Origin of the sequence: Mycobacterium lentiflavum, from assembly GCF_022374895.2 — a bacterium.
GTDB lineage: Bacteria > Actinomycetota > Actinomycetes > Mycobacteriales > Mycobacteriaceae > Mycobacterium > Mycobacterium lentiflavum.
Genome location: NZ_CP092423.2, coordinates 4391780 through 4407470 on the forward strand (window position 1 = coordinate 4391780; position 15691 = coordinate 4407470).

General features: G+C 66.8%; 16 protein-coding genes. 4 read left to right on the forward strand and 12 right to left on the reverse strand.

Annotation, left to right across the window (positions count from 1 at the left end; genetic code table 11):
• The first annotated feature begins 70 nt into the window (after nt 1–70).
• Nucleotides 71–1801 (forward strand): NAD-binding protein, encoded by a 1731-nt coding sequence (locus MJO58_RS20395; protein ID WP_090609513.1) that lies wholly within the window; start codon nt 71–73, stop codon nt 1799–1801.
• Here MJO58_RS20395 and MJO58_RS20400 read toward each other — a convergent pair.
• Complete coding sequence (locus tag MJO58_RS20400; protein WP_239723363.1) at nt 1798–2676, reverse strand: LLM class flavin-dependent oxidoreductase; 879 nt, start codon at nt 2674–2676, stop codon at nt 1798–1800. The two genes, MJO58_RS20395 and MJO58_RS20400, sit on opposite strands and share 4 nt — an antisense overlap.
• A 68-nt stretch (nt 2677–2744) precedes the next feature.
• Between MJO58_RS20400 and MJO58_RS20405 the strand changes: the two genes are divergently transcribed.
• Nucleotides 2745–3158, forward strand: coding sequence for a VOC family protein (locus tag MJO58_RS20405; RefSeq protein ID WP_090605215.1), 414 nt, complete (start codon nt 2745–2747; stop codon nt 3156–3158).
• Between the two features lie 19 nt (nt 3159–3177).
• Nucleotides 3178–3567, forward strand: a complete 390-nt coding sequence (locus MJO58_RS20410; protein WP_239720766.1) for a VOC family protein — start codon at nt 3178–3180, stop codon at nt 3565–3567.
• 10 nt (nt 3568–3577) lie between these two features.
• Here the strand turns inward: MJO58_RS20410 and MJO58_RS20415 are convergent, their stop codons facing one another.
• Genes MJO58_RS20415 through cysD form a run of 3 tightly spaced genes read right to left on the reverse strand, consistent with a single transcriptional unit; the run spans nt 3578 to nt 6949 of the window.
• The gene (locus tag MJO58_RS20415) at nt 3578–4060 is read right to left on the reverse strand and encodes an Rrf2 family transcriptional regulator (RefSeq protein WP_090605221.1); all 483 of its coding nucleotides are present in this window, start codon (nt 4058–4060) and stop codon (nt 3578–3580) included.
• Nucleotides 4061–4115: 55 nt separating this feature from the next.
• Entirely contained in the window at nt 4116–5969 is a 1854-nt protein-coding gene (cysC, locus tag MJO58_RS20420) for an adenylyl-sulfate kinase (RefSeq protein ID WP_090605224.1), read from the reverse strand.
• A complete protein-coding gene (cysD, locus tag MJO58_RS20425) occupies nt 5969–6949 on the reverse strand; it encodes a sulfate adenylyltransferase subunit CysD (RefSeq protein ID WP_239720767.1) in 981 nt (326 codons plus the stop codon). Before cysD ends, cysC begins: the two co-directional genes overlap by 1 nt.
• 190 nt (nt 6950–7139) lie before the next feature.
• Here cysD and MJO58_RS20430 point away from each other — a divergent pair, with 190 nt between their 5' ends.
• A complete protein-coding gene (locus tag MJO58_RS20430; protein WP_175364658.1) occupies nt 7140–7529 on the forward strand; it encodes a PaaI family thioesterase in 390 nt (129 codons plus the stop codon).
• Between the two features lie 35 nt (nt 7530–7564).
• Here the strand turns inward: MJO58_RS20430 and MJO58_RS20435 are convergent, their stop codons facing one another.
• From MJO58_RS20435 to MJO58_RS20470, 8 genes are all read right to left on the reverse strand, one after another.
• Complete coding sequence (locus MJO58_RS20435) at nt 7565–8056, reverse strand: beta-class carbonic anhydrase (protein ID WP_090605229.1); 492 nt, start codon at nt 8054–8056, stop codon at nt 7565–7567.
• Nucleotides 8057–8187: 131 nt separating this feature from the next.
• Nucleotides 8188–9663: a hydrogenase large subunit gene (locus tag MJO58_RS20440; protein WP_259608716.1), complete on the reverse strand. Its 1476-nt coding sequence runs from the start codon at nt 9661–9663 to the stop codon at nt 8188–8190.
• Nucleotides 9660–11132 (reverse strand): proton-conducting transporter transmembrane domain-containing protein, encoded by a 1473-nt coding sequence (locus tag MJO58_RS20445; protein ID WP_239720769.1) that lies wholly within the window; start codon nt 11130–11132, stop codon nt 9660–9662. The genes MJO58_RS20440 and MJO58_RS20445 overlap by 4 nt, the downstream gene beginning before the upstream one ends.
• Nucleotides 11132–11794, reverse strand: coding sequence for a hypothetical protein (locus tag MJO58_RS20450; RefSeq protein WP_090605238.1), 663 nt, complete (start codon nt 11792–11794; stop codon nt 11132–11134). Before MJO58_RS20450 ends, MJO58_RS20445 begins: the two co-directional genes overlap by 1 nt.
• A gap of 10 nt (nt 11795–11804) precedes the next feature.
• Nucleotides 11805–12755 (reverse strand): respiratory chain complex I subunit 1 family protein, encoded by a 951-nt coding sequence (locus MJO58_RS20455; RefSeq protein WP_239720770.1) that lies wholly within the window; start codon nt 12753–12755, stop codon nt 11805–11807.
• A gap of 5 nt (nt 12756–12760) precedes the next feature.
• Complete coding sequence (locus MJO58_RS20460) at nt 12761–14707, reverse strand: proton-conducting transporter transmembrane domain-containing protein (protein ID WP_239723364.1); 1947 nt, start codon at nt 14705–14707, stop codon at nt 12761–12763.
• Between the two features lie 23 nt (nt 14708–14730).
• Entirely contained in the window at nt 14731–15210 is a 480-nt protein-coding gene (locus MJO58_RS20465; RefSeq protein WP_090605241.1) for an NADH-quinone oxidoreductase subunit B family protein, read from the reverse strand.
• A 4-nt stretch (nt 15211–15214) separates the two neighbouring features.
• Nucleotides 15215–15559 carry a lsr2/espR transcriptional regulator gene (locus MJO58_RS20470; protein ID WP_090605244.1) on the reverse strand — a complete coding sequence of 115 codons (345 nt, stop codon included), beginning with the start codon at nt 15557–15559 and terminating at the stop codon, nt 15215–15217.
• Nucleotides 15560–15691 lie beyond the last annotated feature (132 nt).

The following is a 15691-nucleotide window of genomic DNA, read 5'->3' on the forward strand; positions in this document are numbered from 1 at the left end:
TTGCGCTGGCAGAAATCGGCACAGTAGCCGATAGTCATAGCAATGCGACGTTCCGGGAGGCGGGGTGAGCATGCACGGCCACATCATCGTCAGCGGTGACGACGCGCTGGCGACGACGATCGCCGAGGAGCTGGAGAACGCCGGCGCCACCGTCGTCAAGCTCGTCGATGACGCGGTCGCCGACACCAAGGACGACCTCGTCGAGGCCGGGATCGTGCGCGCGGCCGCCGTGGTCTGCGCCGGGGATGACGACGCGATAAATCTCGAAATCGCTTTACTGGCAAGGCAAGCCAACCCGAATGTGCGCGTGGTCGCCCGGCTGGCCAACGATGTGCTGCGCGAGGCGGTTGGCGACGACAACGGTCCCGGCGCGATCCTCGATGTCGCCGAACTGGCGGCGCCGTCGGTCGTCGAGGCCTGCCTCGCGCACACCGCGCACCCTTTCGAGGCGGCGGGCATCGAGTTCCTCGTCGCGAACGGTCAGGCGCCCTACGACGCCACGCTGCGCGAGATCTACGCCGACCTGGCGCCGGTCGCGGTGATCCACGGCAAGAACTCGCCCGCGCCCGGGCTGCTGGAGGCATGTCCGGGCCGCGACCTGCGCGTCCGCACCGGCGACTGGGCCGCGATGATCGGCACCGTCGACGAACTGGCCGGGCGCGGTGTCAAGGCCCCGCGGCCCAACACGACCCGCACCCGCCAGCGCCGGCTTCGGCGGGCCATCGACGTCGCGCGCGGGCTGGCCAACGACGTCAACCCGATGTTCATGCGTGCGGTGGCCGCGGTGTTGACCGTGCTGGTTGGCTCGACGGTGTTGTTGCGCTACAGCTATCAGCCTCACGCGAAAATGAACTGGGTGGACGCGCTGTACTTCAGCACCGAGACGATCGCGACCGTGGGGTACGGCGACTTCAGCTTCCTCTCGCAACCGACGTGGCTGCGACTGTTCAGCATCGGTTTGATGTTCGGCGGCTTGATGACGACCGCCGTGCTGGTCTCGTTCATCGCCGACCTATTGATCTCCCGGCGATTCGAGCACACGGCCGGCCGACGGCGGGCCCGCCGCATGCGCAACCACATCGTCGTCGTCGGGCTCGGCTCGTTCGGCAGTCGGGTCACCGCCGACCTGCACGCGGCCGGATATGACGTCGTGGTGATCGAGCTGGACGAGAACAACCGCTACCTGTCGACCGCCACCGAACTCGAGGTGCCGGTGATCTTCGGCGACGCGACGCTGCGCCAGACGCTGGCGGCGGCCCGGGTCGAGACCGCGCGTGCGATCGCGGTGCTGACCCACGACGACATGACCAATATCGAGACCGGGATCGTGCTGCGCGAGATGCTGGGTCCACGGGTGATGCCGCACGTCATCCGGCCTGATGTTCCGATCGTGCTGCGGATCTACGACCGGTCGCTGGGCAACGCGGTGGCCGACCGGTTCGGCTTCAATACCGTGCGCTCGACCGTCGAACTGGCCGCGCCGTGGTTCATCGGCGCCGCGATGGGCCTGCAGGTGCTGGGGACGTTCTCGGTCGGTCAGCGCTACTTCATGATCGGCGGCATGCACGTGGCCGCGGGCAGCGAGCTCGATGGGATGCGGATGTTCGAAATGTCCACCCAGACCCGCGTCATCGCGATCACCCGCGACGACACCCCGGTCCAGCTGCATCCGCGCCGCGACGCCCGGCTGCGCGCCGGCGACACCGTCTACCTCGTCGGCCCCTACCGCGAGCTGGTCGCGACGCTGCAAAAGGGCCAACCCCCGCAGCCGGAGGTCGGCCGCGAGCGGCTACCGGCCTAGAGCCGCGCGGCCACGTCGGCGGCCCGGCGCACCTGGTCGACGTCGGAACTGGTCGGAATCAGCTGAACCTCGTCGGTGCCGATCTCCTCGAACTTGCGCAGCACCGCGGCCAGCTCGTCTTCATCGCCGGCCCAGCCGGTCATCGGGGCCATCGCGTCGACGTACTCCGCCGGGATCCAGTTCATGTAGCGGCGCAGGTGCCGATGCACCTGGGCGCGCGACTCGTCGGGCGTGCCGAAGGCGAACCAGAACGAGGTCAGCAGATGGGGTTTGGGCTTGCCGGCCCGCGCCCACGCTTCCCGCGTGACGTCGAAGAGCTCATTTTGCTTGTCGACATCCAGGTCCAGGGTGGTGCCGGCCAGCCCGTCGGCCCAGGCGGCCGCGCTGCGGATGGTCTTCGGCCCGATGCTGCCGACGAGCAGCGGCGGGCCACCGGGCTGAACGGTTGCGGGCCCGACCGGCAGCACCGACTCGGTGATCTTTTCGCCGGCCCATACCCGCTTCATCACCGCGACCCGCTCGGCCATGTCGCGCATGGTCTGCGATGCGGGGTCGGCGCCGACCGCGTGGTAGTCCTCGTGCCTGCCGCCCACGCCGACGCCCACGGTCAACCGCCCGCCGGACAGCATGTCGCCGGTCGCCAGGCCCTTCGCCAACATCACCGGATCGTGCAGCTGCGGCACGATCACCGTCGTCATCAGCCGCACTCGCGTCGTCCAGGCCGCGAGCGCACCGAGCAGCGTGAGGTTGTCCGGGTTTTCGAACGCGATGCGCTCGCCCCAGCACAGCGACGAGAAGGGGCCCTCGTCGATCGCGCGCGCCCAAGTCTCGAGCACCGTGGCATCCAAATCCGGCTCCATCACCGGCATCGTCATTGCTATCCGCACGACGGCATTCTGGCATGCCCTCAACATGTGGCCCCGGGAGTGGCAGCATGGGGTAAGTGACCTTAGCCAGTACCTCCATCGCACATGTTCGACTGACCGTCACTGATATCGAGCGATCGCGGCGGTTCTACGAGAGCGTGTTCGGTTGGCCGGTGTTGCTGGAACTTCCCGAAAATGTCGACGAGGCAACCCGCAACCAGTTCTCCTTCTTGTACGGCGGCGTCATCTACGACCTCGGCGGCACGCTGCTCGGACTGCGGCCGGTCGCATCCGATCGCTTTCACGAAGACCGTTGCGGTCTTGATCACATCGCTTTCCGGCTCGCCAGTTTGGACGAATTAGACTCTGCGGCAGCACATCTCGACGAAGTGGGGGTCGAGCACGAGCCGGTCAAAGATATCGGGCCGTCCTACATTCTGGAATTCCGCGACCCGGACAACATCGCGCTGGAGCTGACCGCGCCCAAGTAGGGGAATACTGGAAAGAACTATGTCCATCAGTTTCAACCACACCATCGTCGCCGCACGCGACAAAAACGAATCCGCGGAATTTCTCGCCGAGCTCTTCGAGCTGCCGAGCCCGAAGCCATTCGGCCCCTTCATGGTCGTCGCACTAGAGCACGGGGTGAGCCTCGATTACGCGGACGCCCCCGAGGGCGAGGAGATCCGGCGCCAGCACTACGCCTTCCTCGTCTCCGAGCCGGAGTTCGACACGATCTACGGCAAGATCCAATCGCGCGGCCTGCCGCATTGGGCCGATCCGCGGCAAAGCCGGCCCGGCGAGATCAACCACAGCGACGGCGGGCGCGGGGTCTACTTCCTGGATCCCGCCGGGCACGCCATGGAGATCTTGACCCGGCCCTACGGATCGGGCGGCTGAGCCGACCGGGCTAGTCGGCGCGTGGAGCGCCATGCCGCAGGCTCTCCTGGCCGCGATAGTCGTCGGCGAGCTTCGCGACGTGCTTGGGCAGGGTGCCCGACGCCACGTCGGCCAGCGTCGTCTCCTCCAGGACCGAGCGCATGCTGGCGCGCAGCGCACGCCACACATCGGCCAGGGGTGCCGTCGGTCCCGAATACGGCAGGTCACCCAGGCCGATGTCACGGACACTGGCCAGCGGCCCGTCGATGCAGCGCAGCACGTCGGCAATGCTGATCTCGCTACCCGGACGGGCCAGCTCGTAACCGCCGTCGCGGCCGCGGTGGCTACGCACCAAACGATCGGTACGCAGGTTGGTCAGGATGTCGACCAGAAACTGCGGCGGTATGCCCTGCGCTTGCGCCAAATCGTCGGTCTTGACCAGCGTGCCGCTGTCCGCGGTGGCGAGCTGAATCATCGCCCGCACCGCGTACTCCGCTTTTGCCGACATCCGCACGTTGAGGATTGTGCCACCATCGGCCCAATGCGATGCGCACGCTTGGGTCTGCTGGCTAGGAGCGCAACTCCAGCATGTCGATGACGCGCTGGGCCATCTCCTCGAGCGAACAGTCCGGAATCAACCGCAGATCCGGATTCTTGGGCCGCTGATACGGACTGTCGATACCGGTGAAATGCGTGATTTCGCCCGCGCGGGCTTTGGCATACAGCCCCTTGGGATCACGTGCTTCACACTCCGAAAGCGGGGTATCGCAGAACACTTCGAAGAACTCAAATCCCGCGTCGTCGTGCACTTTACGAGCCATCTCGCGATGCTCTGCCAGCGGACTGATCGCGGGCACCAGCACGGTCTGGCCGGAATCGGCGAGCAGCGTCGCGACATGAGCCAGCCGGCGCAGGTTCTCCGCGCGGTCGGCCATCGAAAAGCCCAGGTCGGCGTTGAGGCCGTGGCGCAGGTTGTCGCCGTCGAGAACATAAGCGGGAGTGCCCTTTTCGAGCAGCTTCTGCTCGACCAGCATCGCCACCGACGATTTACCCGCACCCGACAGGCCGGTGAGCCATACCGTCCGGCCACGAGCCGCCCGGTCTTCGGCAGTGACCAGTGACTTGTGCCGCACGGTGTTGGGGCTGGCCTTCTGCGCCGCGACGTCGCGCAACACCATGCCCGCCGCCACCGTGCCGTTGGTGTTCGGGTCGATCAGGATGAACGAACCTGTGCTGGCGTTGCGGGTGTACTCGTCGAGCAGCAACGGCACCTGCGTGCGCAGCGTTATGCGGCCAAGTTCGTTGAGCTTCAACGCCGTAGCACTCTTGTCCCGATGCAGGGTGTTGACATCGAGCCGGTAGTCCAGGGCGGTGACCCGCGCGCGTGTGGTCCGGGTGGTGTGCTTGATGACGTAATCGCGGCCCGGCTCGAGCGACGCGCCGTCGGCCATCCAGCACACGGTCGCGTCGAATTCCTGGGTGACCCTGGGCTGATTGTTGGTGCGGGCAATCATGTCGCCACGCGAAATGTCGATGTCGTCGGCCAGGCTCATCGAGACGGCCATCGGCGGAAATGCTTCTCCCACAGGGCCATTCGGGCCTTCGATCTCGGTGATACGGGTGGTCTTGCCGATCGGCAGCACCACCACCTCGTCACCGGGACGCATCACGCCGCTGGCCACCGTTCCGGCGTAGCTGCGGTGGTCGCGATGCTCGTGGGTTTGCGGCCGGATCACGTACTGGACCGGGAAGCGCACGTCGACCAGATTGCGGTCACCGGCGACGTAAACCTCCTCCAGGTGTGAGAGCAACGCGGGACCCTCATACCAGGGCGTCTTGTCCGATTTGGTCACCACGTTGTCGCCGTGCAGCGCCGACATCGGGATGGTCGCCACGTCCTGCACGTCCAAACGTGCGGCGAAGGCGTGGAATTCATCCTTGATCGCTTCGAATTTCGCTCTGTCCCAGTCGATCAGGTCCATCTTGTTGACCGCCAGCACAATGTGCTGGATGCCCAGCAGCGAGGCCAGGAAGGCGTGTCGTCGGGACTGCTCGAGCAGACCTTGGCGGGCGTCGACGAGCACGATGACCAGCGCGGCGGTCGACGCACCGGTGACCATGTTGCGGGTGTACTGAATGTGGCCCGGGGTGTCGGCGATGATGAATTTGCGTCGGGGAGTGGCGAAGTAGCGGTAGGCGACGTCGATCGTGATGCCCTGTTCCCGCTCGGCCCGCAGGCCGTCGGTGACCAGTGCCAGATCGGTGTAGTCGTGGCCGCGCTCTTTCGAGGTCTTTTCGACCGCGGCCCACTGGTCTTCCATCACGGCCTTGGAGTCGTACAGCAGCCGTCCGATCAGGGTGGACTTGCCGTCGTCGACCGAGCCGGCGGTTGCGATGCGGAGCAGCGTCGTCGGTGCAGCCATCAGAAGTAACCCTGCCGTTTCCGGTCTTCCATTCCAGCCTCTGAGATGCGGTCGTCCGCCCTGGTGGCGCCGCGTTCGGTCAGGCGGGACACCGCGGTCTCGGCGATCACCTCCGACACCGTCGCGGCCTCCGATTCGACGCAGCCGGTGCAGGTGACATCGCCGACCGTGCGGAACCGCACCGTCTTCTCCACCACCTGCTCGTCGGCGCGCGGTTGCATGTGGCGATGCACGGCCAGCAGCATCCCGTCGCGCTCGAAAACCTTGCGCCGGTGCGCGTAATAGATCGACGGCAGCTTGATTTTCTCGGCGCCGATGTAGGACCAGATGTCGAACTCGGTCCAGTTGGACAGCGGGAAGACGCGGATGTGCTCGCCCTTGTGGTGCCGGCCGTTGTAGAGGTTCCACAGCTCGGGACGCTGGGCCTTGGGGTCCCACTGGCCGAATTCGTCGCGGAAGCTGAACACCCGCTCCTTGGCGCGGGCCTTCTCCTCGTCGCGACGGGCCCCGCCGAACGCGGCGTCGAACTTGTTCTCGCGAATGGCACGCAGCAGCGTCACGGTCTGAATCGGGTTGCGCGACGGGATGGTCTCGACGACCCGGCCGGCGTCGATGTCCTCTTGCACCGACGCCACCACCAAGCGCACCCCGAACTCGTCGACGAGTTCGTCGCGGGTCGAGATCACTTCGTCGAAGTTGTGGCCGGTGTCGACATGCATGACCGGGAACGGCAGCCGCCCCGGGCGGAACGCCTTAAGCGCCAGGTAGAGCATCACGATGGAGTCCTTGCCGCCGGAGAACAGCAGCACCGGCCGCTCGAACTCCGCGGCCACCTCACGGATGATGTGGATGGCCTCCGCCTCCAACGAGCGCAGGTGGCTCAATTCGTACTGACCGGCCGCGGGGCCCGCCGTCACACCACTGGTCATGGCTTCCTTGTCCCAACCGGATATCCGGATAATCTTGGTAGAACTGACCATGTTTACGGTCATTGACGTTCATAGAACCAGCCCGGCCCGGCCGTGTCAATGTGCGGATCGGGCCGTGTGGCGCATCGGCCGAGCACCGGACACATCGCGCCAGGTTGCGGCCGCGGCCCTGTTGCCGGGCTCGGCGGTGCGACAGCATGAACGAATGACCACCTCCTCGGCTCCCCCCAGCGGGCGCGACGTGATCGCGCAGTTTCTGCCCCAATCGCCGTTCGTCGCCAAGCTGGGCATCGTTGCCGACGAGCTCGGCGACGAGGAAGTACGGCTACGGCTGCCGTGGGATCCCTCCAACGTCACCCTCGGCGACATGGTGCACGGCGGCGCCATCGCCACGCTCGCCGATCTCACCGTGATGGCGGCGGCCTGGTGCGGCCGGGAAGCACCGCCGGAATTCCGCGGCGTAACCGTGTCGATGGCGCTGGACTTCATGGCGCCGGCCCGGGCAACCGACGTGATCGGAGTGGGCCGGGTGCTGCGCAGGGGCCGGTCGCTGACCAACTGCGAGGCCGAGGTCGTCGATCCCGAGGGCCGGCTGATCGCCAAGGCCCTCGCTACTTACAAAGTCGGTTAGCGGGGTCGGTTAGCGGGGTCGGTTAGCGGGGTCAGCTAGCGGGTTATCTCCTCGAGCTTGCCGGTCGCCACGTCGAAGATGAAGCCGCGCAAGGACACCTGCTTGGTGACGAACGGGCTGTTTTCGATGCGGCGCAACGACTGCCGCACGTCCTCGGCCAGGTCTCCGAACGCCTCGGCCGCCCACGGCGGCTTCACGCCCGTCTCTTCTTGGATGGCGCGCTTGAAGTCGTCGTCGGTGAAGGTGAGCATCCCGCAGTCGGTGTGGTGAATCAGGATGACCTCCCGAGTCCCCAGCAGCCGCTGGCTGATGGCCAGTGAGCGAATGACGTCATCGGTGACGACCCCGCCGGCGTTGCGGATGACGTGGGCTTCGCCCTCGTTCAGGCCGAGGACGCGGTAGACGTCGAGCCGGGCATCCATGCACGCGACGACCGCGACGTGCTTGCTCGGCGGCAGCGGCAGTGGTCCGTTGAATGCGCTCGCGTATCCGGCGTTGTTCGCCAAGTAGTCATCGGTAACCGTCACGCAAGTCTCCTCGGATGGAATTTGCCAGGCAATCGGTGCCGCAGCATATCTCCGGCAATAGGCTCGGGGCTCTAGTTTTGCTCAGCGTTTTCTGAATGTCGTGGCGGCGGCCGGTGACGAGTCCGGGTCGGCTACAGGTCGTTGCCCGCGTAGGACTGGTTGAAGCTCTTGTTGGCCAGCGGGAAATCGGGAACGATCGTGTCGGCCATCGCCACGGGCAGCGCGGGCCAGTTGAACCAGGACGGGTCGACGATTTTGGAACGGGTGATGCGGTTTGTCGCGTCGATTTCGACGCGGTGCACGATGGTGCCGCGCCAACCCTCGACTATGCCGACACCACTACCGGGCGTGCCCACTGCCTCGGTGCCGGCACTGTATTCGATTGGGCCGCTGTGTGACTCGACAATGCAGCGGGCGAGGACAGCGGCCGCGGCGAACTCGTCGCGCCGCACGGTGTAGCGGGCCAGGACATCGCCTGCCGTCGCGCCAATTTCCACGACGGGCAGATCGACGGTGGGGTGCTCGACCCGGGCGTCGGTGCGAAGGCCGCTGGCACGGGCGACGTACCCCAGACAGCCCAGGGCGGAAGCGTCTTCGCCGCGAAGGACCGCGGTGCCGGCGAATCGGTCGTAGGCGACCGCGTTCGTCAGTGTCAGCGACGCGACCTCGGCCACGTCGGAGGCGAGTCGGTGAAGTTCCTCGGTGTCGGGAAGGCCTTGCAGCACAATGCCGCCCGGGCGAATGGCACCCCGTAGCAGCCGGTGGCCGGTGACCGAGGCGTTGAGCCGCAGCAGTCTTTCCCGGATGCGTTGAGCGTGCGCGTTGGCGATGGAGTAGCCGATGTCATTGGCCAGGGCGCCGAGATCGGCGGCGTGGTTATAGAGCCGCTCGAGTTCAACGATGAGCGCACGCAACCGGTGCACGTCGTCGGGTAGCTCGATGCCGAGGGCGTCTTCGACGGCGAGGCTGTGGGCCAGGGCGTGGGCGGCCGACGTATCGCCGCTGATGCGTTCGGCGAGATCGACTGCCCCATCGGCGGTCCGGCCGTGGAACAACTTCTCGATGCCGCGGTGGACGAACCACAGCCGAACTTTCAACCGCACGACGGTCTCGCCCGCCACCGAGAAGCGAAAGTGGCCGGGTTCGATCAGGCCGGCGTGAACCGGGCCGACCGGGATCTCGTACACCCCGGGTCCTTCGACGTTGAGGAACGGGAACGCCCCGGTGTCAGCGAATTCGGGCACGGGCCCCGGGTCGGTGCGCATCGGATGCCAGTCGGGCCAGTGCGCGTGACTGACCAGGCGGCGAAGCTTGGGGTGGCCGACGGGGCGGATTCCGTACAGATCCGCCATCTCCCGCTCGAATCGACTCGCCGGAAACGATACATAGGCCAGCGATTGGACGATTGGATCGTGCACGGGTACAACGCATTCAAGCTCGACGCGACGATCGGGGCGGCCGGCCAGGAACAGGTAGACGACACGCAGACTGTCTCCGTCGTCGTGTGCGGCGACCAAAGCCAGCCTGAAGGAATCGTCCAGCAGTTGTTCGGCCATTTCGGTGAGACCGCGCTGCGAAACCCTGTGCCGCAACCATGTTCGCCTCACCGTGCGGCTCCGACGTTGGTGCTGGCGGCGACTGTGAACAGGTCGGTGAGCGGGCCGGCCGTGACGCCCAGGGCGGCAGAGGCGGTGATGCCGAGGATCAAGACCGTTGCGGCCGTGGCCGGCACGGCAATCGATGGCGCACCCACCGCGGGCGCACCGAGTAGTAGTCGCCCGCAATTGCGGGCCAGAGCGGCGAAGGCGATCGCGATCAACAGGATCGCGACGCCCAGCACCCAGGCCAGCCGCGCGCCGGCCAGCGACCGCGCGATCGCCAGCTCGCTGGCGAACATCGCGAAAGGTGGCAGGCCCAGCAGCGCGATCAGGCCGGTGGCGAACGACAGGCCGATCAGCCGTGACCGGTGCATGACTCCGGTGATATCGGCGATCGCCGTCGAGTTGTGCGCGGCCTGCAAATGACCACCCGACAGAAACAACACTGTCTTGGCGATCCCGTGCGCGAGCACATGCAGCAGCAGAGCGGAGATCGCCAACGTGGTGCCGGCGGCCGCTGCGATCGCGATCAGGCCCATGTTCTCCATCGAGGAGTACGCCAGCATCCGCTTGATATCGCCGGTGACGGTTAGCATCAGCGCGGCGACCAGCAGCGTCGTCAACCCGACCACCAGCAGTCCGGTGCGCAGAAATGCGGGCCCGGTGGCGGCATCGATGATCGGCCGCAGTCGGATGAGCACCGAGAACGCGACCGACAACAGCACGCCACTCATCAGCGCGGACACCGGCGCGGGGGCTTGGCTGTGGGCGTCGGCCAGCCAGGTGTGGAACGGAAAGAGCCCGGCCTTGGCGCCGTAGCCGATCAGGAGTAGTCCCCCGGCCAGCCGCGCGACAGCGGGATTCAGGCCGCGGGCGTGTGCAGCCAGGACATCGAGGTTCAATGCGTGGGCGGCGGGCAGCCCGGCGTACCGGGCGGCGAAGTACAGCAGCACGGTTCCCAGGAACGCGACGGCGATACCAACCGAGCAGATCACGACGTACTTCCAGGTCGCTTCCAGCGCGGTGCGCGTGCGCCGATGCCCCACCAGGAAGGCAGTGATCACGGTGGTGGCCTCGATCGCCACCCACACCACGCCAATATTGTTGGCGCACACCGCGAGAACCATCGCCGCCAAGAACGCCGGTGTCAGTACACCGAACAAACGGGCGCCCCGCTCGTCGGTGTGGGCACCCGCCAGCTCGCCGTCGATATAAGAAACGCTCGCCCAGGTGGCCAGTGTGCCGACGATCCCGATGACGATGAGCATCGTCACCGTGAGCGCGTCGGTGCGCAGCAGGCCGCCGAGCGCGAACCGGGTACCGGATCCGACCCTGAATCCCATTGCGGCGCCGCACACCAGCACGGTGACTGCGGACAGGACAGTCAGTGCCGCAGTCACCCGCCGCCATCCACCGACCAGGGTGGCGATTGACGCGGCAAGTGGCGCGAGGATCGCGGTGAGCAGCAAGGTGGTCATCAGTCGTGCAGTTCCTGCAGCTTGTCCAGGTCGGCGTCGCCAAAGGTGTGTCGCAGCCGGCCGGTCAGCACGCCGATCACGATGACGGCCAAGAGCACGTCCAATGAGGCTCCGAGTTCGACGATCAACGGCACTCCCGCCGTAAGCAGGAAAGCCGTCGCGGCAATCCCGTTGTCTAGCATCAGGAATCCGACGGCTTGCGAGATCGCGTGCAGCCGGGTGGTCAACACGAAGAGCGCGATCAGCACCACCGCGAACGCGGCGGGCACGGCGTTGGTGCTCGGACCCGGTGCCAGGTCCACCACCGGTTGGGTGATCGCGAAGGCGGCGACGGTCAATCCGCCGGTAATCAGCAGCGAACCGGTGGTATTGATCAGCGGGGTGGCCTCGCGTCGCGACGCGACTTCGGCACCCACCACGCGGGCGAGCAGCCACGGCAACACCACCACGCGCAGCACCAGCACGACGACGGCGACCGCGATCAGTGCGACATCGTGGTCATGGAGGCCGCGCAACGCCGGAATCGCGGTCAGTGCCAGGCCCTGCCAGGCCAGCAGATGCACGATGGCGGGCAGATCGCGGCGCCAGACGATCAAGACCGCGGCCAGCACCAGCCCGCCCGCGGCGAAGTCAACCAAGGTCGAGAAGTTCGCGTCGGTCATGGCCGGGCCCTCATGTGCGCACCGTGAAGAAGTTGGCGGCAGTGACCGCGAGCAAGGCCAGCAGGAACGAACCCGCCAACAGTTCGGGCACCCGGAACAACCGGAGTTTGGCGATGAACACCTCGAATGTCGCGAGCAGCGCGGCCAGCACCGCGACTTTGACCACTATGGCCGCCATGGCAACCAGCACCTGAAGGGCGGTGGGCGCGGTGCCGGCAATCCCCCACGGCAAGAACAGGTTTGCCAGCAGCGCCAGCAGCACCGTGAGTCGCATCCCCGACGCCCACTCGATGAGCGCCAACCGGGGTCCGGCATACTCGAGGACCATCGCCTCGTGCACCATCGTCAGTTCGAGATGGGTCGCTGGGTTGTCGACCGGCAGCCGCCCGGTCTCGGCGACGATGACGATCACCAGCGCGACAAAGGCGAGCACGGCGGTCAAGGACATGACATGGTCGGGGTGCGCAATCGTATTCGTCACCAGCGCACCGAGATTGGACGATCCGGCCGGGATGGACAGCGCGAACACAGCCAGCAGGATCGTCGGCTCGACCAGAGCGGCGATGGTGATCTCGCGGCTTGCGCCCATACCGCCGAACGAGGTGCCGGTGTCGATGCCGGCAAGGGCGAGCGCCACCGTGCCCAGAAACAGTAAGCCAACCACGGCGAACAAATCGGCGCTGGAGTCCAGGGGCGACCCCGTGGCGACGATCGGTGCGATCGCCGCGATCAAAAGCGTGGTCCCGGCGACGATCGCGGGCGCGGCGATGAACACGATCGTCGTTCCCACCGGCGTGATCTGTTGCTTACCAAGTTGTTTGATCAGATCCCGCCAGGGTTGCAACAATCCGCCGCCCGCCCGGCCCTCCCAGCGGGCCCGCACTTGCCGCGTCACCCCGACCACCAGCGGCGCACCGAGCGTGATCAGGCCGAGCTGAGCCGCCCCCGCGACGTAGGACATCGCGTTCACTTGGCGGCCACCAACACGACCAGCACACCCAGCGCCCCGTAGGCCAGGTAGAGGTGCACGCTGCCGGTGTGGGCACGGCGCATCAGCCCGGCGGCGGCGGCGACCGCCTCGGCGATCGGGGTGTACAGACGCTGTTCAACGGCGTCGGTGATCGCGGTCCGGTAGGTGATCCGGTCGGCCATGAACCGTGACTCGGCCGTCTGGGTGACCTCGATGTCGGTATCGGGGCGCAGCACCTCACCGAAGACTCGCTGCAGCGGCTCGGCGAACGACGTTGCCGTGTATTGCATGCGCTCGGTGAGATCGTCTGCGCCGCAGGCCCATAACGGCAGGACGGCGGGCGCGGGGCGGCGCCGGAAACGCAACCGACCCAGCGCGGACGCCACCAGCGCGGTGGCAAGCACACCGGCGGCGATCACACCGGGTGCGATCGAACCGGGCATCCCTGGCAATCGAACCACGGTGCCGAAGTCGGTGAATCCCCCGTGGGCGAACGGCAGGCTCGCGACGATCCGCTGCACTATCGGCGCGACGAGCCCCGGCGCGACCGCAAGGATCAGGCAGGCGCCCGCCGCGGTCGCCATGCCGGCGCGCATGCTGGCCGGCGCCTCGCCCGCGCCGGCGGCCTGGCTCGAGCGGGGACGGGCGAAGAAACCGATCCCGAACGCTTTGACCATCGCGGCCACACTCAGGCCGGTAGCCAGTGCGACCACACCGACCGCCAACGGAGTGGTCAGCGCCACCGTCGGATCGTGTCCGGGAGCGGCGTGGATCAGGGACTGGACCAACAGCCACTCACCGACGAAACCGGCACCGAGCGGGAGTCCACACGCGCCCAGCGCGGCCAACCCGAAGAACACGGTGGTGGCCGGCATCCGGCGGGCCAGTCCGCCGAGCAGATCGAGATCTCGCACACCCGTGGCGACCAGCACCGATCCGGCCGACAGGAACCCGAGGCTCTTGAACGCCGCGTGCGCCATCAGATGCACCACCGCAGCGGCCGTGGCAATCATCGCCGGACCGTAGGCACCGGTGTCCACGAAAAGCTCGGCCGCACCGAGTGCCAACGTGACCAGGCCCATGTTCTCAGTCGTCGAATAGGCCAACAGCCGTTTGATGTCGGTCGCCACCGAGGCCTGCAACACACCGTAGAGCGCGGATACGGCACCGACGGCCATCAGCGCCAGACCCCACCAGCGGGGACCCGGCCCGAGTAACTGCAGGTCGAAGCGAACGATGCCGTAGATGCCCAGATTGACCATCGCCGCGCTCATCAACGCCGACACCGGGCTGGGCGCCTCGGGATGGGCGCGCGGTAACCAGGCGTGCAGCGGCACCAACCCCGCCTTCGACCCGAAGCCGACGAATGTCAGCACGAACACCGCCGTGCGCACCCCGCCGGACACGCCCTTCAGGTCGGCGAGCCGGTCGGATGCGCCGGCTGCCGACAACACCATGAGCCCGACCAGGATTGCGGCGAATCCCAGCTGGGTCATCACCGCGTACGACAGCCCCGCCGCGCGGACCTGAGGGCGGGTGTCGTCGGACAGCACCAGCATCAGCGACGTGATCGCCATCAGCTCCCACGCCAGCAGAAAGGTCGTCACCGACCCCGCGGCTGGCACCAGCGCCATCGTCGCGACGAACATCGGCAGCATCGCAACTGTGGCCCTGCTCAGCTGCTCACGCCGCGCGTACCCGATCGCGTAACAACCCACCGGGACCGCAACCGCGCCCGTGAGCGCCATGAAGAATCCGCCCAGCGGGTCAAGCTCGATCCGTACGCCGGACAGCGGAAGAAGCCAGTCGATATCTACCGCGCGGACCGATCCGAACATGCCAATTAAGCCCAGCCATACTCCGACGATGCCCATACCAGACGTGAGAATCCCACCGACCGCCGGACCAAAATCGTTGCGTGGCAGTGCTTTTGGCGTCGCCATCGCGGCAATGGTCGACGTGGCCGTCATTTCCCGGTCACCGACCGCAGGGCTGCAACGATTTCGGCCGGTGTCGGGGGGCAGCCCGCAATCTCGACATCGACTCCCACCACCTCACCGACCGCACCAGCAACGGCATAGGCATCCTTGAACACTCCTGTGTTCACGGCGCAGTCTCCGCACGCGATCACCACCCGCGGGCGTGGCGTCGCCTCAAGGGTGTTGCGCAGCGGGTCGGCCATGTTGCGCGTCACCACCCCGGTCACCAGCAGCGCATCGGCATGCCGGGGCGAGGCGACCAGTCGTGCCCCGAACCGCTCGGCGTCGTACACCGGCCCGAACGCGCCCGAAATCTCCACCTCGCATCCGTTGCACGAACCCGCGTCGACATGCCGGATCTGCAGCGAACCTCGCACTCCCGTCGGTGGTTCTATGGCCGGCGGCGGCGGCGCGCCCGCGGGCTCGACGACCCGGCCGACGCGAAGGATTTTGGCGAACCAACCCATGGTGCTAATTCGCCGAGCGGTCGGCGCGCAGATCCTCCAGCACCGCGACCCGGTCGGTGAGCACGCGGGCGAGTACCTCGCGCGCAACCGCGAGCAACTCGGCGATATCGGGCGAGGCGATCGAATAGGTCACGACATTGCCGTCGCGGTCGGCGACGACAACTCCTGCCCGACGCAACACCGCCAGCTGCTGGGACAGGTTCGACGCCTCCAGCCCGACGTCGGACACCAACAACTCCCCGACGGAGCGGTCCCGCTCCACCAGGAGCTCGAGAATCCTGATGCGCGCGGGGTGCCCAAGCGTCTTGAAGAAATCGGCTTTGAGCTTGTAGAGGGGCTTTGCTTCCACTCTTGCTCCTGAAGGCTTTGTCAATGCTGCAGTTCATCAATTGAAGAATTCATCATACGTGTATGTGCAGGTGCTGTCGCACGGTGGTCACCCCGCAGGACAAGCGGACAGCGCGTCGGCGGGTGCCTCCGC